The following is a 17,668-nucleotide window of genomic DNA, read 5'->3' as shown; positions in this document are numbered from 1 at the left end:
TACAGGAGGGGCGACTCCACGGGAGTTTCGCCATGCGGAAACTTTTGCTGCCTGCTGTGTGTTGCGTGTTCCCAGCGTTAAACGCCCACACACAAGAACACGGCGCGCGCAAACGCGCGCCGACCGTGGTGATCACGAGGGCTGAAGGTGTTCATCAGGATGCGCCGGCCAAAGTTGTGCCAGAGAGGTTCGGGCGGCTCGTCGCCGTTGCCGCGGCGGCACAATCGGACGTCCCCGTCGCTCAGCCGCCCGCCAAGATGCGTCAGGCGTCGATCGACGCGGCGCTGACCGGCGAGGGTGCTTTTCCTGAGCGCTGTGAAAGCGCGATGGACGACGCAAGCCTGCGTGAGCTTGTCGCGCGCGAGGCGGCAAGCGTCGGCGTCGATGAAAAACTCGCCCTCACGATTCTTTGGCTCGAATCCAATGACGGAGCGGCGCTCAATTCATACAAGGGCGCGCGCGGCCCCCTGCAGCTGATGCCGGACACAGCCGCCCAATATGGCGTTCACGACATATGCAATCCGGCCGAGAATGTGCATGGGGCGATGCTCTTCCTGAGAGACCTCAGCGCACAATTTGGCGGAAACCTGATGCTGATCGCCGCCGCCTACAACGCCGGGCCTGAGCGAGTTTATCAGTCGCGCGGCGTGCCGGCGATTGCGGAGACGGTGCGCTACGTCGCGAACGCAACCAACAAGTATTACGGCCTTGAAGGGGCTTCGACGCGGCAAGCCGGGGGCGTGGCCAAGCAATCGAGATTTCACGCGCCGACCGTTCAAGAAACTTCGGAGAAACCCAAGACTGACGTCAAAGGACAGCAATGGATCGGCGGCTCGGTGCTCTACGTCAGCAGCGATGATCAGGGAGAACAGAAATGAAATTTGGGAATGGGCGCGATTGTCGATTGTTGAGTTTGATTATCTGCATTTTGATTTTTGCGGCAAGCGACGCGGCGCTGGCCTCATCCGCAACCTTTCAGCCGCTCAACACCGCGCTGTCGAGCGTTCTCGATTTTATGACGGGGACCTTCGCTACCACAGCCGCAACGGTCGCCGTCGCGGCGGTCGGGTATCTCGCGCTCACATCGCGCATTCCGTGGGGATGGGCGTTCTCCGTCGTCATCGGCGTCGCGCTGATCTTCGGGGCAGCGCAGGTCGTCACGTCACTCACCGGCGGGATGGGGGGACGCTGATGGCTTTTAGAAGGCCCAAACTAGACCCTCTCGTTGGCGGCCTGACGCGGCCGCCTATGATGCTCGGCGTTCCCTATGTGCTGTTTGTTCTTGAATGCTGCGTTGTCGTGCTGATCTTCATCAACACGAAGAATCTGCTGATGTTCCTGCTGTTTCCGCCGATCCATGCCGTGGCCTATGTGCTCACGGTTCGGGACAATCGCTTTGTCGATGTGATCCTGACGCGCTTCGGCAAGTGCCCGATTACCCGCAATCACCGATTTTGGGGCGGCGACTCCTATCAGCCATAAGGTGGCGACGTGGCGAAACTCGCAAAGCACATTCTGCGGTCTCTAACGTTCGGCGCGATCGAGGCGAAAGAGGCCGCGATTGCGAAACATATTCCCTATCTGCGCCACATAGAGGAACAGATCGTCAAAACCAAAGACGGTCATTTCCTCATGGTCGTGAAAATCGGCGGCTTCTGCTTCCAGACGGCCGATCAAGCCGACATCGACATGCGGCTCTCTGCACGCAACACACTCCTGCGCGCGATGAACGATAGCCGCTTCGCCGTCTATTGCCACACGATACGCCGGGAGGTCGTCCCCGAAATCGGCGGCGCTTTCGACAACTGGTTCTGCCGGGAGCTGGATCGCCGCTATATGGCGGGACAGGCGAAAAAGCGCATGTTTGTCAATGATCTCTATGTGACGATCATTCGGCGCGGCTTCGTCGGCAAGGTCGGTATGGCGGAGAGGGCCGCGACTCTCTTCCGCAAGGGCTTCGGCGTCGACACAAAGGAAATCGAGCGCGAGGCGATCCGCGAACTGAAAGACACGACGGCGAACTATTGCAAGGAGATGGCGAGCTATGCGCCGCGAATACTCAGCTGTGTGATGCGAAACGGCGTCGTCTGCTCCGAAATCGCCGAGTTCCTGACGATGCTCATCAATGGCGGCGCGCCGCTGAGCCTCGCGCTGCCGCGTATGCCGCTCGACGCCTATCTCCCGACAAAACGTGTCACCTTCGGCAAAAAGGCGTTGGAGCTGCGCGGCGCCTCATCGGCCAATACGCGGTTCGGGGCCATGCTCTCGGTTCGCGAATATCCCGCCTATACGGGGGCGGGGATGCTCGACGGGCTGCTCCGCATTCCCCACGAGCTGATCGTATCGCAGTCCTTCGCCCTCGAAGACCGCGCGCCGGTCATGACGCATCTTGCGAAGGTCGAGCGCCAGATCAAAGCCTCCGACGAAGCCGGAACGGAAGTCGAAGCGGCGATCACCATCGCCCGCAATGAGCTGGTCACCGGCGCGACGGTGCTCGGCTACCATCATCTGACGGTCTGCGCGCTCGGCCGCACGATTCGCGAGATGGAATCTTGCGTGCAGGCGGCGACGCAGGAGCTGCAGAATTTCGGAACGATCGTCGTTCGTGAAGACATGAACGCGGAGCCGTGCTTCTGGGCGCAGCTGCCGGGAAATTTCGGCTACATCGCGCGCCGCTCGCTGATTTCTTCGCGCAATTTCGTCGGCTTTGCGTCGCTTCACAATTTCGCGGTCGGTCAGAAGGACCGGAATCGTTGGGGACCGGCAATCTCGGTCCTGGAGACGACGAGCCAGACGCCCTATTGGTTCAACTTCCATCGACGGCAGGTTGGCAATTTTAACGTCGTCGGCCCGACCGGCTCCGGCAAGACCGTCGGGCTCGGCTTTCTGCTCGCGCAAGCGATGCGTGTCACGCCGCGCCCGCGCGTCGCCTTCTTCGACAAGGATCGCGGCGCCGATCCGCTGATCCGGGCGATGGGCGGCTCCTATGAGGTGCTGGCGCCGGGCGTGCCAACCGGCTTCAACCCGCTGCAACTGGTGGGGTCTGCCGAAGACCGCGCCTTTCTCCACGACTTGCTGAGCTTCATGGTCCGGCCACGCGATGGCTCGAACCTGTCGGCGCAGCAAATCAGGATTATCGAATGCGCGGTCGACCAGATTTTCTCGATTCCCGCGCGCGAGCGCCGGTTTTCCGACGTTGCGCAATTGCTGCGTGGCGCCGAACGAATGGGGCAGGACGATCTCGCGTCGCGCTTCGACGTCTGGACCAAGGCGCGCGGCTGGCTGTTCAATAATGACGTCGATCGCTGGTCGGCCACAAACGGCGTCTTCGGCTTCGACATGACGAAAGTGCTCGAAGACGACGATATTCGCACCGCAGCGCTCGGCTACATTTTCCACCGCATTGAAGCGATGATGGATGGCGCACCCATGATGCTGTTCATCGATGAGGGATGGAAAATCCTGACCGACGACAAGTTTGCGTCCTTTCTCAACGACAAGCTGAAAACCATCCGTAAGGCCAACGGCATTGTCGGATTCGGAACGCAGTCGGCGAAAGACATTATCCAGTCGCCCATGGGGCACACGCTGCTCGAACAAACGCCGACGAATATCTTCTTCCCGAATGCGAAGGCGGATCACGCGAGCTATGTCGAAGGCTTCAAGCTGTCGGAACGCGAATTCGAATGGGTTCTCAACACCCACCCCGACTCCCGTCAGTTTTTGATCAAGCATGACCAGGACTCGGTCATCGCGCGTCTCGATCTTTCGGACATGCCCGATTTTGTGAAAGTGCTCTCGGGCAATGTCGAGACGGTCGCCGAATGCGAGGAATTGCGCGCGCGGGTCGGGAATTATCCGCGCATCTGGGTGCCCATCTTCTGCGATTGGACCGAAGCCCGAAAGGAGGTCGCCGATGCGACTTAGCCTTGGCGTCGCCGTGGCCGGCTTCTTGTGGGCCGCCACGGCGGGAGCGGTCGTGCCTGTGATCGATCCGCCACGCGAGGGGACGGAAAAGAGCATCGCGGACTGCATGAAGAAGGCGCGGGTCTATAAGGACCAGACGCTCGAGCCGTCTAAGGGGATCACAAAGAGCCACAATACGCCCGGTTCAGCGGCCGGCTCCGTGCCGCCTGCGGGCCACGCTGATGTGTCGGGTTCGCGGGCCGACGCGTCCGGCGGTTCGCTCTCCAATATGGATCTCAGCAATCTGACGCCGGCGCAGCCGGCTAATGGCCCGGCGGCCTATACGCCGCAATCCCTGAATTTGAAGACGTCGGCGCAAACGGTTTCATCGCTGCAAAATATGGCGCCAGCGCTCGCCTCGAATACGTCGGAACAACGCTACGCGTCGCTGGCGATCGGCGCGCTGCCGCTCGCGCAAGGCGCATGGGACCAAAACAGCCAAGCGAGATCGAATAATGGCGCGCTTTGGAACCAGCTGATTATGGCCGGGCTTCTGACCACGCAACTCGTGAATCAGCGCAACGTCAATGTCACAGGCGGCAGCAGTTACGCCGCCAATATTTTTAGCTTCGACCCCGCACGGGCGACATTCGTCGACCCGCGTGTGTCGCCTCAATAGGGGAGTGCGATCATGAAGACTCTGCTTTTCATTTGCCTCGCATTACTCGCCGGCGCCGGCGCCGCCGATGCGCAAATGGCGGTGCATGACAATCCAACATTTATGCAAGCGCAGCAAACAGCGTCGCATACGGCGCAGATCATGAACTCGAATGAGAAAATATTGAACACGGTGAACCAGACACTCGCCGCCGTCACCGGAAACCGCTCAACCGGGTCGCTGTCCTCGATGGGCCTTGGCGGCGGCTTTCAAATGTCGAGCGTGCCGGAGCTGGGTTCGCTTCTTGGCGGCGGCGGCCTGTCGATGAACGGCCTCGGCTCCTATGGCGCGCTGGCGTCGGATATCATCAACGGGCTCAATCTTGTCAAAACGCTCACCGGCGGCTCGTCCGCCGGGGCGCCGACCGACCAAGCCTATTCGGGCGCGGTCAACACATCCGCGGCGGTTACGGCGGCGGTGGCAGGCGGACAGGCGGCCTCCACCGTGCGCTCCTCGGCCTTCCAGGGCGCGCAAGGCCAAATCGGCTCGTCCGCCGACATCAAGGCCTCGGTCGATCAAAACTCGCAGATACAGACGCAGACGGGGCTGACGATCAATGAGCTGATCGGCTCCGTGAATCTCACCAACGCGTCGCTCAATGCGCAGCAACAGCAGGATCTGGCGGCGCAGTCGAAACTCTCGAACATGATGTCGTTCGATGCGTCAAAGGCGACGCTGGTCGGGCAGTGAGAAAGGGCAGGCGAATGCGGCGATGGTGGATAAGATCGGCGCTTGTCGCCGCCCTGGCGGTCGGGACGGTTGCACTTTCGTCCTGCGCGCACAGGGATTTGATTGCGCCCTGCACACGCGATAGCAGGATGACGTTCGGCGCCGCCTATGCCGACGATTGCGGGCCGATGCGCCCTGTCAATCGCTGAGGCCGCGCCACCATGGATATGGTGACGCAGCTCTTTCAGAGGGTCGACACGATCGCGGTTAGCGCCATTGAAGTGATCTACGATTCGATCGCGACCGAGCTGCTTCCCGTCTTCACCGTCGCTTTGACGGCTTACATCGCATATTGGGGCTATGAAATGGTCTACGGCCGCGCGCCGCTGACAGCGGGCGCGTTTCTGTGGCGAATCTTTCGGATCGGCCTGATTTACGCCGTTGGCTTCTACTGGAGCGACTTTTCGCAGATCGTCGTCGAGGTGTTTACGAAGACGGCGAACGGAATCGCGACGGCCATTTGCACGGGAACGGGAGGCACGTCGTGCGGCGCGCCGGAAACGACCGTCGCGGCCCAGCTCTCGAATTTGTTTTCGACCGCGATGCAAGCGGCAAAGGTGATCGCCGCTTCCGGCGGATGGGGAGCCGCAATCGGACTTTCGCTAATGGCGATTGTCCTGGTTCTGCTCACAGTGATTTTCGTGGCGCTCGCGATCACCTACGTTTTGGTCGGCAAGATTGCGCTCTTCATTCTGCTCGGGCTCGCGCCGCTCTTTATCGCAATGGCGCTATTCGAGTTCTCGTCGGCGCTCTTTTCCGGCTGGCTGCGGACCTGCGCCCAATACGCAATCGTACCCGCGATTGTCTATGGCGTTCTCGGCTTTCTGCTCACGCTGATGACGGCGACGGTCAACAATCTCAGCGGGATCACAGACGTGAGTTCAGGTCTGACGGTCATCGCGCCGTTTCTGATTTTGTGCCTTGTGGGATCGTTCATCTTGCCGCTCTCCCTGTCGATCGCCGCGTCGATCGCCGGCGGACATGCGTTGCACAACGCCTTGCCCGGGACCGCTATGCGCGGCGTGAGAGATTATGCGTATTGGCGTATCGCGCGAGGCTGGCGAAATGGCGGCGGCGCGCGGTCGGAGCCGCCCGCGCTCCCGCCCCCACATGCAACCATAACCCAAGGGGCGGCGACGATTTCGCCCGGGGCGGGCAGTCGCGACTTTTCCGCCGATCCACGCGCCGAGCAAGTGGCGGGCGCGCTGATCGAAGCCCGCGTCGCGCAAGCGCGCGCCCGAAATCGTGAAGGCTGAGGCAGATGCAAATCGAGGCGGAAAACGGGGTCGACCAGCCCCTCGTGAACGAGTCCTACTTTCACGACGGCGCGCGCTGGGAGCGGGATATTTACCGGCGTCTCGAGATTTCAAGAAATGTCTGGCGCGTCGTCGCGGTCGCGGCGCTTATCTGCCTTGCGATCGGGCTGCTGACCCTGCTGTCGCTGGTCCCGCTCAAATCGACCGAAGTCGTGACCTTGCTCGTCGACAAGGCGACAGGCTTCGTCGAGGTCGCCAAACCTTTGGAAGAAGGCGGGCCGATTTCGCAGCGCGAAGCGGTCACGCAAGCCAATATCGTTCGCTACATTCGCGCCCGCGAAACCTATGATCCGCCCGCCCTACGGGACAATTTCGAGCTGGCGTCGCTGCTCTCAGCCAGACAAGCCAGCAAGGATCTGCAGGAAGCCTTCTCGCCGAACAATCTTCATAACCCGGTCAAGCTCTACGGGATCAACGGCCGCATCCGCGTCATCGTTCATAGCGTGAATTTCCTGTCGCAAGGGTGGATGGAGAACCCCAAATCGCCAGCGACAGCGGCCGTGCGCTTTACCTCCGTTCGCACAAGCGATCGCGAGCGGATGGAAGAGCACTGGGCCGCGAATGTGCGCTTTCGCTACACGGCGGAGCCGATGAAAAACGAATGGCGGTGGGACAATCCGCTCGGCTTTCAGGTTATCGAATATCGGAAGGACCAGGAGACTGTCGCGCCAATCGTCGGCGCGGCCCCGGTCGAAGCGCCGACCGTTGCGCCACCGACGGGAGCGCCCGCGCCATGAGAGCGATCTCCCTTCTTCTGGTGTTGACTATGTTCGCCGCCGCTCCCGCGCTGGCCGAACAGGCGCCGCGCGCAGTCATCCAGGACTCCCGTATCCGAACCGTGCCGTTTCAGCGTGACAATGTTGTCGTGGTGCATGGCGCGCTCGGCGTCTCGACAATGGTCGCGTTTGGTGACGATGAACGCATCGAAACCGTCGCGATCGGCGATTCCGTCGGATGGCAGGCTGTGCCGGACCAGTCGAAGCGCTTTCTCTTCATCAAGCCGCTCGAAACCCATGCCGTCACCAATATGAACGTCGTGACGCGAAAGCGCATCTACAATTTTCTCCTGCGGGCCGTCGATAATCGGGCGTCGGTGGTGTTCAAGGTCCGCTTCACCTATCCCGATGTCGAAGAGGATCAGCGTCTCTTGGCGCTCGCGAAAGCGAAGGCCGCGATGCCCAATTATCGCTCGCTCATGTCGCGGCCCGGCACGAATTTCGATTACACCTACAAAGGCCAGATCACGGCAAAGCCCGATTTCGTCTTTGACGACGGGATCAAGACCTATTTCCGATTCGGCGGTGAAGTCCCGGCGATCTTCCTCGTGAACCCCGATCGCGGCGAGACGCTCGTCAATTACCGCCGCGAAGGCGAGATTATCGTGGTCGATAAGGTCGCCGGGCAATTCACCATGCGAAAGGGTGACGAGACGGCCTGCGTGTTCAATCTGCGCGCCGAGTCTGCGCCACCGCCGGTCGCGCGGGAAGCCGATGTGCAGCCGCAATATCAAACAGAACACGCGCCGCAACCTTTCTGGACGCAGATTTTGGCGCCGGCGCAGGCCGCGTCATCGGCGCAATAGACGGAGGGAAACCGACATGGCTGCGGATTTCGATGAGGAGGGACGCCTCGCAGGCGAAACCATCACGCGCCAGTCGTCCAATCCGGGGATGGCGCTGGGCGCGCTTTTCTTCGCCCTCGCCGTGCTTGTCCTCGGCCTGTTCTGGTATGCGTCCGCGCGCAAGCAGAACCGGCCGCAAAACGTCGCCGAAGAAACATTCGCGACGGCGAGGTTGCAGCCGGGGCTCGGCTTCAACGCGACGCCGGCGCCCGCGCCGCCTCAAAACAAATTCGTGATCCCGCCGCCGGTCGTTGTGAATGATCCACCGCCCGCGCCGAAGGCGGAACCTTTCGACGATAGCGAAGCGAAGCGCCTCGCCGAACTGGAACGGCTGCGTAAGGAGGCGGAAGCGAAAATACAGGCGCGTCTGCGCTCGCCGATGCTGATCGTCAGCGACAAGGAAGGCCTCACGAATGGCGATCCGTCAAAAGTGACGGCCGAAGACAAGGAGGAAGATCCGCATCGGCGATTTCTCGCGAATTCCGAGCATCAGGTGACGAAGGCTTACGCGGAAGAGGTCAGGCGGCCTGATGCCCTTGTCCCGCAAGGCTACATGATCCGGGCGACGCTGGAGACCGCGATCCAGTCTGATCTCGCGGGCATGGTGCGGGCAATTACAACGGAAGATGTCTATTCCTTTGATGGCCGCCGCGTTCTGATCCCGAAAGGAACGATGCTCACCGGCGAATATAAATCGGGTCTCGCCTATGGGCAGACCCGGGTTTTCGTCGTGTGGACGCGCCTGCTTCGCGCCGATGGCGTGTCGCTGATGCTGCAATCGCCGGGAACGGATGCGCTTGGTCGTTCGGGGCTAACCGGCGAGGTCGACACCCATTTCCTGCAACGCTTCGGCAGCGCGACCCTGCTGACGCTGGCCGGCGGGGCGGCGCAATTCGCGTCAGCGCTCGGCCAAAACTACAATCAGTATCAGGGCCAGCAATTCGTTCTCGATCCGGCGTCGGGAACGCTGATTCCGCTCAATGCGGTGTCGCAGGGGCAAATCCTGCTGAACGCGCGCCAGATCGGCGCGCAGACGGTCGCGCAGAGCGTCACGCGCATGGCGCAGGAAGCCTTGCGCAACGACATCAAGGTTCCGCCGACAATCCATATCGACCAGGGAACGCCCGTGATCGTGTTTGTAAAACGCGATCTCGATTTCTCCGATCTCTACCCCGATCCTGTGAAAGAGGCGTTATATGAACTTCGTCACCCCAAGTAAGCCGCAGGCGCTCGACGATGCGACGCGCCCGCTCTGGGAGACGCTGCCGGTCTACTTCCGCGAGGCTGCGCGTCCGATTCAGCGCTGGTTAGAAGATATTGACGTCATCGAAATCTGCGCCAACAAGCCGGGCGAAGTCTGGGTGGAAGCGCTCGGCAAGCCGCATATGGAGCGTTTCGACGTTCCTGAACTGACCGAGGAGGCGATCACGCGGCTTGCAACGCATGTCGCGGCCTCGACGCTACAATCGGTCAATTCCTCAACGCCGCTGCTCTCGGCGGCGATGCCGCATGGCGAGCGCTTTCAGGGGGTGCTGGCGCCGGCGACGCCGCATGGCGGCTCATTCTCAATCCGCAAACAGGTCATCGCCAATCTAACACTTGGCGATTATCAGGCGCGCGGCGCGTTCGACGGCGTCAAAGTCCGTGGTCCCAGGACACCCGAGGTCGAGGAATACCCGGAAATCGAACAGGAGCTCGCAACTCTCCTCAAGGATCATTCGCCGGATGGCGTTCGACGCGCAATCGAGTTCGCCGTCGTCAATCATGTGACGATGATTATCTCCGGCGGAACGTCGTCGGGGAAGACGACGTTTCTGAACGCGCTGCTCAAACATGTGCCGGAGACGGAGCGCGTCGTGTCGATCGAAGACACGCGCGAACTGAAACCGCCGCAGCCGAACTGGCTGCCGCTGGTCGCCTCGAAAGGCGGGCAGGGCCTCGCCGATGTGACGGTGCAGGAGCTCTTGGAGGCGAGCCTTCGTCTTCGTCCGGATCGCCTGTTCCTTGGCGAGATCCGCGGCGCGGAAGCCGCGACCTTCTTGCAGGCGGTGAATACGGGTCATCCCGGCTCTCTGACGACGCTGCATGCCGACAGCGCCTATGGCGCGTTTCAGCGGCTGGCGCTGATGACGCTGCAATCCAATCTGAAACTGACCAAGGTGGAAATCATCGAATACGTGCATTCGGTGGTGCCGATGGTGATTCAGCTCCGTCGCCGCCCGACGCGCGGCGTCGCGGAAATCTATTTTCGCGGCTACGGCGCGCAATAGTTGAAAGGGCGGATCATGCGCGCTCTCGCCTATGGGATCATCGGGCTGATCGCGCTCGCCTGCGCCTTCTTCGCCTGGGAAGCGTCTTTCGCAGCGCTTATCGGCCTGCAAACCAAGTCCTGGGAGCTGTGGCGACGTTTTTCGCATGGCTTTGAGCTGATCTTGCCCGCGCAAGTGGCTTATCAGCAATGGGCGTCTCCCGTAGTTCATCAGCTCGCGATCAAGGCCATTCTGGGCGGGCTGATCGCGCTGGCCCTCGTGACGCTCGGATTGGCGCAAGCCATGGAGTCGCTCGGCGGCGCGCATCGGCCTTCCGGCGGCGCCCGGCTGGCGACTGAGCGCGATTTGCGCAAAGCGGGACTGCTGAACGGCCGGCCCGGCTATTCCGTCTTCCTCGGCCGCTTCAACGGCAAGGACATACGCTATAGCGGCGCCAGTCACATTTACCTCAACGGCCCGACGCGCTCGGGAAAGGGCGTCGGTTTCGTCCTCCCCAACGCGATCGAATGGCGCGGCTCCTTGATCGGCCTCGATATCAAACGAGAAATGTGGGACCAGATCGGCGCGGCCCGCGCCGCGCTGGGGCAGGACGTCTTCATGTTCTCGCCGGGCTCTGCGCAGTCGCATTGCTGGAATCCGCTCGATCTCGTGTCGCCATGGCCGGAACGGGCGACCGATGTCGCGAATATCGCGCACAGCCTGATTCCGCTGCCGCAGTCGGGCGATCCCTATTGGGCGGAAACCGCGCGCGGGCTGTTTGCGGGTCTACTGGCCTATGTCCTTGACGCGCGCGAGCCGCCGATCGAAGGGCGCACGATCAAGGCGGCGCTGAAAATGTTCAGCCGGGGTCGGCCGCTCGTCGCGGAGATGGCGAATATTCTGGCGAATGAGCCCGGGCTCAATGCGTTCGTGCAAGACAAGTTCCGGCAACACATCAGCCGCGAAGAAAAGCAGCGCCAGTCGTTCGAATCGCACATCGTCACAGCCCTGGAGCCGTGGAACAACAGCCTCGTCGACGCGGCGACAAGCCGGTCCGATTTCAACATTGCGGAGCTGCGCCGCCGGCCGTTCACGATCCTGATCGGAACGCCCGTCGGAAACTTTGCGGCCGTCGAGGCCGTCGTGCGTCTGCTCGTCCAACAGGTTCATGACGTTCTGCTGCGCAATCTGCCCGGGCTCGATGAACCGCATAAGCTGCTGCTGATGCTCGATGAGTTTTTTCAGTTTGGCCGCATGCCCGAAATTGTCGATCGCGCGCCGCTCGTCGCCGGTTACGGCTTTCAGATCGCGGTGATCGCCCAAGGCTTGACTCAGCTCGACGTGCGTTATGGCAAGCCAACGCGCGACATGCTCATCGGCAATATGGACGTGAAACTGCTCATCGGCGTCGGCGATGAGACGACGGCGCGCTATTGCGCCGACGAATTGGGAAAGCACTACGTCCGCCGCGAAGGATGGGGCACGTCGGTCGGGGCCGGTTTCGGCGGATCGCACGGCAGGGCGACGCGCACGACGCAAGGAAGGTGGGAGCTGGAGCCGCTGATGACAAGCGAGGCGATGCGCCGCCTCGATGCGACCAAGGCGGTGCTGCTGGTGCGCGGGGAATATGGCGCCGTCATCGACAAGGCGCATTTCTTCAAGGAAGCGAGTTTCAAACGACTGGTCGAGGCCACACCGGGGTTCGCGCATCGGATCGCCATTCCTGACGTGACGGACGCGGGCGGCGGCACGGTGGAAGCAGTCGCCGCGGGCGCGCCGTCCGGCTTCAAGCATCTTGTGGCAAGAGATCGTGTCATGCGCGAAGCGCGGGCGCTCTATCTCGACGCCTCTGCCTTCGAGGCGGCATTTGTGCATGCGATGACCGAAACCGGGAACGCCGCCACAGCGGACCTGCTGAACGTGCTGCGGATTGATCCGACGCGATTTGGCGAGCTGCGCGCAAGGCGAAAAGGGATTTTCGGAAAGGCGCCTTCACCCGAAGCCGCGACAGCGGCTCTAAGGCAGGAAGTCTATTCGGCGCGTCGGCTGTTGAATGATGAACGCGCCCAACTGGCGCCGACGATCGGCGCGGCTGCCCGGCCGCAAGGGACAGCTGCTGTCGCCACCGCGCCCAATGCCAGCCCCAGGCCGATGCTCGAACCGGTGATCGGAACTGGCGCTCCGTCCAGTGACAGCGGCTTGCCTGAGAGCCCGTCAGTTCCGATTGGCGACGACATGCTGGACCGGTTGAATGAGGTAAAGGGACAATCGGAGATCGCGGCGGGCGTCGTGAAGTCGGCCGCGACGCGCGCCGCGAAAGATGACGCCGCGAAACTCGGCGCGCTTGTGGACACGCTGAGTGTTCAAGCCGAGCTGTTCATGGATACGCCGACGCCCGGCGATCTGACGACGCTGACCAGGGCTGTGGAAGCGGAGACCGCTGAGCAATAATCGCGTGGATGTTCTACGCCTGCGAGCGCCGCCGCGTTGGAATTCCGCCGATTCTTGACTTTGCGCCCTATGGGCGCTCTCCGGTGAGGTACGTCAGATAATTCGCGGCCTGCTGCGCTTTCGAGGCGGCGGTGAAGATCGCCTTCTTGTCGGCCTTAAGGACGCTCAGCCAGTTGGCGATGTAGCTCGCGTGATCGGGACGAAGCGCCGGCGTAACGCCCAGATCCGCGCAGAGAAACGCCGCGCCAAGTTCGGCGACAAGCTCTTCCATCGCGTAAGCTTCCGAGCCGAAGCGCTTGCCGAGCTGGCGATTGCAGCGGGCTTCCGCGCTCGTCCAGTGGGTCAGCTCGTGCAAAAGCGTCGCGTAGTAGGACTCGGCGGCGCTGCTCGTCGCGGTGCCGATAAAGGCCTCGCGCGGCGGGAGCTGAATGCTGTCTGTCGAGGGGCGGTAGAAGGCGCGGGAGCCGCCATGCGCGACCTGCGCACCCGTGCGGGAGACGAACGTCTCGGCGGCCTCAATGGGCTCGATGACGGTTGCGGGCGGCTCTTCCGCAGGGGCAACGTAGCCGTCCACCTGCTCGGCGGCGAAAACTGGCGTCGCGCGGGCGAAAAGGCGGGTTTCGGACTCGTCGCTGCTCTCGGCTTCGGCCGCGACGGTGATCTCCTTGTAGAACACGACATAGGCGGCTTTCTCGGCCTTTTTCACCTGAGCGCCGCTCTCGCCCCATTGTTTGTAGGTGCCCCAGACGCCGGACTCGTAGCCCTTGGCGTCGGCAGTCGCCCAAAGGGTCAGGATATTGACGCCGCGATAGGCGTTTTTGGAGGCGATGTTGACCGGGCGCATGATGTTTCCGCCGGTGCGGTGCCAGGGCAGGCGGAACTCGCCCGCGCCCTGTTCAATGGCGGACACGATCTGGTCGGTGATGTGCTGGTGAATGTCGAAGCGTTCGGTCTTCATGGCGATTCCCCCTTGTTCGCGGGCCGCGCGATTGCGGCCTCGTGGGGGCAGGGGAACCGGCCCCATAAGCGGAGCGATCAAACGCCCTTAAGCCGCGAAGCGGGGCGGAGCTGCACAAAGCGAAGCGGAGGAAGCGAGCCGCGTTGATCGTGAGGCGGGGCCGGTCAACGTCCCCACATGAGAGGCCGCGCTGCGGGCCGCCCCAAGGGAACCGCGAAAACGAAAAGACGACCACCACGCCCGCCTGATCTTTGCCGAGGCGGCAAGCTGGAAGCCAGTGGATGTGGTGCAACTGCGCGATTACGTGAAACCTTGCCTGAAATCGCATTACGTCGAAGGCTATTGCGGCGAATACATCCTGCCGAACTGGAGTCTCTATCGACGCGAAAGCCAACTGTATGTTGACATAGAAGAGCGTGACGACAGCTCGCATGGCTGGTCTACGCCATTGGCGCATCCGCGCGCTTTCGGGTTTCTGACGCCTACGCCACTCGAAGTCGCGGAGGCCATGTCCGCCCTCGGCCTTTTTACGGTCAGCGGCCTCATGGCCGTCTCGGAAATCTGGGGCCGCGTGCCTTTCTCGGACAAGGAAACGCATGCGCAAGCACAAGCTTTGTCGAAAGAGCTTTTGGAACGAGTCGTCGCGGAAGGCTTACCGGGAGAGAACGCGGAGAATCGCCATGTCAGTAGTCTTTACGACGCGTGGCAATTGCCGATGTACGATTTCGACCTGAAAAGGATCGAAGTTTCCCTCGAAGAGCTGCGGTCCGAACAAGACCGCATTTTATGGAACGAAATAGGCTGGTAAAAATGGCGGGTGGCGCACTTTTGCGTCATCCCGCCGGCAAAAGACCGCGCGGCCTGCGCGCGTTCAGATATAGAACCTGTATTCGGGGGCCTCGATCGCACCCGGCGAGACGTGTTTGAGGATGCGGCTTACTGAACGAGCGGCTCGGACGGTGATCGGAAGCGACCCGTCAAACTGCGTTGAATTCCAATTCATCTTTGACAGCGCGAGCGTTTCTTTGCCGATGTCGCTCATGGTCGATTCCAGGCGATGCGGCCGCAACATGATCGGCTGCGGGACATAAAGCCCCGGATAGGTGCGGAAGTAGGAAACGCTGCCCCGGCTGTAGAGCACTGCGCCATGCTCCATTTCGAGTAGGGTACCGCGAAGCGGCGGATAGGCGCCGTCACGCAACAGGCGGAAAGGCGTTCGCTCGGCAAGCCAAACGAAGTCGGACAAGCGAACGCGCTCCTCTTGCAGGGCCTCGTCAAAACCCGCGACCTCTTCTGGCTCAAAGCGAGAGGTTTTGTAGAGAACGACACGGGCGGGCGGATGGTAATGATGCGCGTTGTAGGCCTGTAGCGAGCGGCGCAAGATGTCGTAAGCGTCTTCGCGCGACAAATAGGGATGCCGGTCCTTTTTGTCAGTGCGCGCCCTGCCTCCCCGTAGAATCAGGCCCTGTCCGCGCTCGTCGAACATCTGCGCTGTGCTGGTGAGTAACCTTTGACCCGTAATGTCTCGATAAAAACTGATCCCAACATAAGACGTTTGAAATTGCGCGGGGTCACGCGGGATGCGCCACGGCACATACCCCGCTTTGTAGTAGAGCGCGTTGAATAGATTCCATGCTCGGGTCGCAGGGTCCTGCACCCGTCGGCCGGAAATCTTTTCAAGTTGGCGGACGGCTTTACCGGTTTCCTCCCATGTCGTCGGCCATGCGATTTGCAGCGGCCGGGTAAGGTGGATGGTCCGGGCCTTAAGAAGATCACGGAAGTTGAGGTATGTCGGCTCGTCGTCCTCTTCCCCGTCATGATCAGCGTCGGGAATGACGGCCGCCTCGTCAACGATCCGATTGATAAGGTCATGTGGCAAGGCGCACACAATCACGTCTGGCGCACCTGGTGCCTCGGCAATCGCTTGCGCCTGCGACGCAAAAAGCGCGACCGCTTCCTCGATGGCCTTCGCTGTCGAGACGATGCTGACTATGTTCGCAATGTCGGAACGCGGGAGCGCGCGGCGTGCATGAGGATCAACCTCAAAAGCGCAGCGAAATGGATTCTCATTCCCAAGGCCTGGGAAGCGCAAAAACAGGTTGGGCTGGCGGCTAGCCTTCGCGTCAATGCCTGCCCTGCAACGTTCAAGGAACCGCTCGAATCCCTGGATCGTGTCTGCGGTACCGATGATGCCAAGGCGAACGCGATTTGCCCGCTCAGGTTCAAGCGGACCGTGCCGCATCAACCCGAGGCGAATATCGATCTCGCGACCATTGCCGCCGAACTCAAGGAGGGGTTCGTCAAGGAGCGACGCATGGAACGTCATAGCGGTAACTCCTCCTCAGAATCGGGCGCATGCGTATCTCTCGCGCGCCATACGTCGTCAGGTACGGAGCGCGGAAGCATCATCGGCTCAAGCGCTTTAAAGGAAAGGATGGCCGGGGTTGGTGGTGGCGCGAGAAGGTCGGGCTGCTCGGGAACAGTCCCCAAGCCCGTGAGAAGGCTGCGCCACATGACAAATTGGCCGCGAATAGCGGCGTTATTTTCGAGGCGTTTGAGCTTGGAAATGCGCTCACCGGCAAAGCGGTCAGGCCGTCGTCCGTCCCATGTGAACACATAGCTCGGCTCGATAGACAGAAACCACTCGTCGAATTCGCGCCAGAAGCGCCCGGCGAAGGCGCTGTGACGCACATACGAGATTTTCCCATCGGCCTTGCGCTTCGCCTTCACGACTTCACGGGAAGTTTCGTTCTTGAGCGACTGGTATTGAAGCGTCCGGTCAATACCCGGCTCGGATGGCGGGAAATGATACAGCCGCAACAAGCGGTTCCAGATGAGCATCGGGTCAAGCTGCGCTCGAAGCGTGCGGTTGAGAAGCTCGACAAATAGCTTGCTTTCGTCCTCGTCGTCTTCGAGCGAGAACTGCTCGACTGGGAATTCCTCGATAGAGCCGCGATCAACAACTTGCCTGAGAGGTGAAGAGTCGATGTCAAGGAAACTGACGAGACGGCCGCCCTTCGCAACCCATTCGGTCGGCGGCTGATCTGACAATTCAAGAAGGGCGCGTAGCACATCCCGTCCCTGACAGTGTGTGGTGGCGGCAACCTGAATGGTCTCTGGCAGACGCACCTTGACCATGTTGAACAGCAAGGAATCCGGCTCGCGCGAAGGTGGAAGCCATACGCCCGGCTGCGCCTGATCCTGGGCAAGAGCGGCAATCGCGCTCGCGGCCGAAACGTCGAACCGGTCGGCCGCCTTGTCGATGCGCAATCGTCGCGTCTCAAGGTCCTGCGGCGCGCCCTTGAGCGGAGCCTGCTTCCAAAAAAGCGTGTTATCCGAGAGCCGGACAAGAACGACGATCGTTGGCAAGCTTCCCGTTTGCCAATAAGCGATATCCTCGGGCTCGCAGAGATATTCGAAGCCGTCGTCAATCTCCGCTGTGTATAGCTGGCTTTCCGTCGTTTTCACCTGCACGGCGACGAGCCGCCCGCTCACACGGCTTGTCGTCGGATCGCGCGTCTCGATAAAGCCGTCAATGCCGGCCTCCACGGGACCGTTGACTGTGTAGAGGAAGCCCATTGCATGAGCGCGCGCTTTGACGAGCGCCGCACCCTGCTCCCCGGTAATCTGGTTGAGGTGGATTTTCTTCGGGCGAACATCGGATTCGGACATGTTTCCTCCTGCGTCCAAGGCTCATACCCGAGGAGGCATGTACGCCCC

16 protein-coding genes are annotated in these 17,668 nt (G+C 61.4%); 13 read left to right on the top strand and 3 right to left on the bottom strand.

Going from position 1 to position 17,668, the window contains the following annotated elements; genetic code table 11:
• Positions 1–32 precede the first annotated feature (32 nt).
• From AC0X69_RS23010 to AC0X69_RS22955, 12 genes are all read left to right on the top strand, one after another.
• Positions 33–878, top strand: a complete 846-nt coding sequence (locus AC0X69_RS23010) for a lytic transglycosylase domain-containing protein (protein ID WP_482614163.1) — start codon at positions 33–35, stop codon at positions 876–878.
• Entirely contained in the window at positions 875–1,192 is a 318-nt protein-coding gene (locus AC0X69_RS23005) for a TrbC/VirB2 family protein (RefSeq protein ID WP_175095513.1), read from the top strand. Before AC0X69_RS23010 ends, AC0X69_RS23005 begins: the two co-directional genes overlap by 4 nt.
• Entirely contained in the window at positions 1,192–1,482 is a 291-nt protein-coding gene (locus AC0X69_RS23000; protein WP_109027240.1) for a VirB3 family type IV secretion system protein, read from the top strand. The genes AC0X69_RS23005 and AC0X69_RS23000 overlap by 1 nt, the downstream gene beginning before the upstream one ends.
• A 9-nt stretch (positions 1,483–1,491) precedes the next feature.
• A complete protein-coding gene (locus AC0X69_RS22995) occupies positions 1,492–3,927 on the top strand; it encodes a VirB4 family type IV secretion/conjugal transfer ATPase (RefSeq protein ID WP_482614161.1) in 2,436 nt (811 codons plus the stop codon).
• The gene (locus tag AC0X69_RS22990; RefSeq protein ID WP_428385858.1) at positions 3,917–4,585 is read left to right on the top strand and encodes a hypothetical protein; all 669 of its coding nucleotides are present in this window, start codon (positions 3,917–3,919) and stop codon (positions 4,583–4,585) included. Before AC0X69_RS22995 ends, AC0X69_RS22990 begins: the two co-directional genes overlap by 11 nt.
• Before the next feature lie 12 nt (positions 4,586–4,597).
• The gene (locus AC0X69_RS22985; protein WP_428385859.1) at positions 4,598–5,314 is read left to right on the top strand and encodes a type IV secretion system protein; all 717 of its coding nucleotides are present in this window, start codon (positions 4,598–4,600) and stop codon (positions 5,312–5,314) included.
• 200 nt (positions 5,315–5,514) lie between these two features.
• A complete protein-coding gene (locus AC0X69_RS22980; RefSeq protein WP_124740515.1) occupies positions 5,515–6,609 on the top strand; it encodes a TrbL/VirB6 family protein in 1,095 nt (364 codons plus the stop codon).
• Positions 6,610–6,614: 5 nt separating this feature from the next.
• Positions 6,615–7,406 (top strand): VirB8 family type IV secretion system protein, encoded by a 792-nt coding sequence (locus AC0X69_RS22975; protein ID WP_482614159.1) that lies wholly within the window; start codon positions 6,615–6,617, stop codon positions 7,404–7,406.
• The gene (gene virB9 / locus AC0X69_RS22970) at positions 7,403–8,251 is read left to right on the top strand and encodes a P-type conjugative transfer protein VirB9 (RefSeq protein WP_428385863.1); all 849 of its coding nucleotides are present in this window, start codon (positions 7,403–7,405) and stop codon (positions 8,249–8,251) included. Before AC0X69_RS22975 ends, virB9 begins: the two co-directional genes overlap by 4 nt.
• Before the next feature lie 16 nt (positions 8,252–8,267).
• On the top strand, positions 8,268–9,509 hold the full coding sequence (gene virB10, locus AC0X69_RS22965; protein ID WP_428385865.1) for a type IV secretion system protein VirB10: 1,242 nt from the start codon (positions 8,268–8,270) through the stop codon (positions 9,507–9,509).
• A complete protein-coding gene (gene virB11, locus AC0X69_RS22960) occupies positions 9,487–10,560 on the top strand; it encodes a P-type DNA transfer ATPase VirB11 (RefSeq protein WP_482614158.1) in 1,074 nt (357 codons plus the stop codon). The genes virB10 and virB11 overlap by 23 nt, the downstream gene beginning before the upstream one ends.
• 15 nt (positions 10,561–10,575) lie before the next feature.
• Positions 10,576–12,990 carry a type IV secretory system conjugative DNA transfer family protein gene (locus AC0X69_RS22955; RefSeq protein WP_482614156.1) on the top strand — a complete coding sequence of 805 codons (2,415 nt, stop codon included), beginning with the start codon at positions 10,576–10,578 and terminating at the stop codon, positions 12,988–12,990.
• A 67-nt stretch (positions 12,991–13,057) separates the two neighbouring features.
• On the opposite strand, the gene AC0X69_RS22950 is transcribed toward AC0X69_RS22955, so the two are convergent.
• A complete protein-coding gene (locus AC0X69_RS22950) occupies positions 13,058–13,948 on the bottom strand; it encodes an ArdC family protein (RefSeq protein ID WP_482614154.1) in 891 nt (296 codons plus the stop codon).
• Positions 13,949–14,456: 508 nt separating this feature from the next.
• Between AC0X69_RS22950 and AC0X69_RS22945 the strand changes: the two genes are divergently transcribed.
• Complete coding sequence (locus AC0X69_RS22945; protein WP_482614152.1) at positions 14,457–14,756, top strand: hypothetical protein; 300 nt, start codon at positions 14,457–14,459, stop codon at positions 14,754–14,756.
• 63 nt (positions 14,757–14,819) lie between these two features.
• Here the strand turns inward: AC0X69_RS22945 and AC0X69_RS22940 are convergent, their stop codons facing one another.
• Together AC0X69_RS22940 and AC0X69_RS22935 are read right to left on the bottom strand one after the other, a co-directional pair.
• On the bottom strand, positions 14,820–16,274 hold the full coding sequence (locus tag AC0X69_RS22940; RefSeq protein ID WP_482614151.1) for an argonaute/piwi family protein: 1,455 nt from the start codon (positions 16,272–16,274) through the stop codon (positions 14,820–14,822).
• Positions 16,271–17,620 (bottom strand): DUF4365 domain-containing protein, encoded by a 1,350-nt coding sequence (locus AC0X69_RS22935; protein WP_482614150.1) that lies wholly within the window; start codon positions 17,618–17,620, stop codon positions 16,271–16,273. Before AC0X69_RS22935 ends, AC0X69_RS22940 begins: the two co-directional genes overlap by 4 nt.
• Between the last annotated feature and the right edge of the window lie 48 nt (positions 17,621–17,668).

Source organism: Methylocystis sp. Uni0008, from assembly GCF_056838045.1.
The sequence above is the reverse complement of the archived record's forward strand: the minus strand, read 5'-3'. Positions and strand labels throughout refer to the sequence as shown.

Coding starts and splice junctions, on each gene's coding strand:
- virB9 (WP_428385863.1), top strand. CDS start 7,403: ATGAGAGCGATCTCCCTTCTTCTGGTGTTGACTATGTTCGCCGCCGCT.
- AC0X69_RS22975 (WP_482614159.1), top strand. CDS start 6,615: ATGCAAATCGAGGCGGAAAACGGGGTCGACCAGCCCCTCGTGAACGAG.
- AC0X69_RS22950 (WP_482614154.1), bottom strand. CDS start 13,948: ATGAAGACCGAACGCTTCGACATTCACCAGCACATCACCGACCAGATC.
- virB11 (WP_482614158.1), top strand. CDS start 9,487: ATGAACTTCGTCACCCCAAGTAAGCCGCAGGCGCTCGACGATGCGACG.
- AC0X69_RS22945 (WP_482614152.1), top strand. CDS start 14,457: ATGTCCGCCCTCGGCCTTTTTACGGTCAGCGGCCTCATGGCCGTCTCG.
- AC0X69_RS22955 (WP_482614156.1), top strand. CDS start 10,576: ATGCGCGCTCTCGCCTATGGGATCATCGGGCTGATCGCGCTCGCCTGC.
- AC0X69_RS22935 (WP_482614150.1), bottom strand. CDS start 17,620: ATGTCCGAATCCGATGTTCGCCCGAAGAAAATCCACCTCAACCAGATT.
- virB10 (WP_428385865.1), top strand. CDS start 8,268: ATGGCTGCGGATTTCGATGAGGAGGGACGCCTCGCAGGCGAAACCATC.
- AC0X69_RS23000 (WP_109027240.1), top strand. CDS start 1,192: ATGGCTTTTAGAAGGCCCAAACTAGACCCTCTCGTTGGCGGCCTGACG.
- AC0X69_RS22940 (WP_482614151.1), bottom strand. CDS start 16,274: ATGACGTTCCATGCGTCGCTCCTTGACGAACCCCTCCTTGAGTTCGGC.
- AC0X69_RS22990 (WP_428385858.1), top strand. CDS start 3,917: ATGCGACTTAGCCTTGGCGTCGCCGTGGCCGGCTTCTTGTGGGCCGCC.
- AC0X69_RS23005 (WP_175095513.1), top strand. CDS start 875: ATGAAATTTGGGAATGGGCGCGATTGTCGATTGTTGAGTTTGATTATC.
- AC0X69_RS22985 (WP_428385859.1), top strand. CDS start 4,598: ATGAAGACTCTGCTTTTCATTTGCCTCGCATTACTCGCCGGCGCCGGC.
- AC0X69_RS23010 (WP_482614163.1), top strand. CDS start 33: ATGCGGAAACTTTTGCTGCCTGCTGTGTGTTGCGTGTTCCCAGCGTTA.
- AC0X69_RS22980 (WP_124740515.1), top strand. CDS start 5,515: ATGGATATGGTGACGCAGCTCTTTCAGAGGGTCGACACGATCGCGGTT.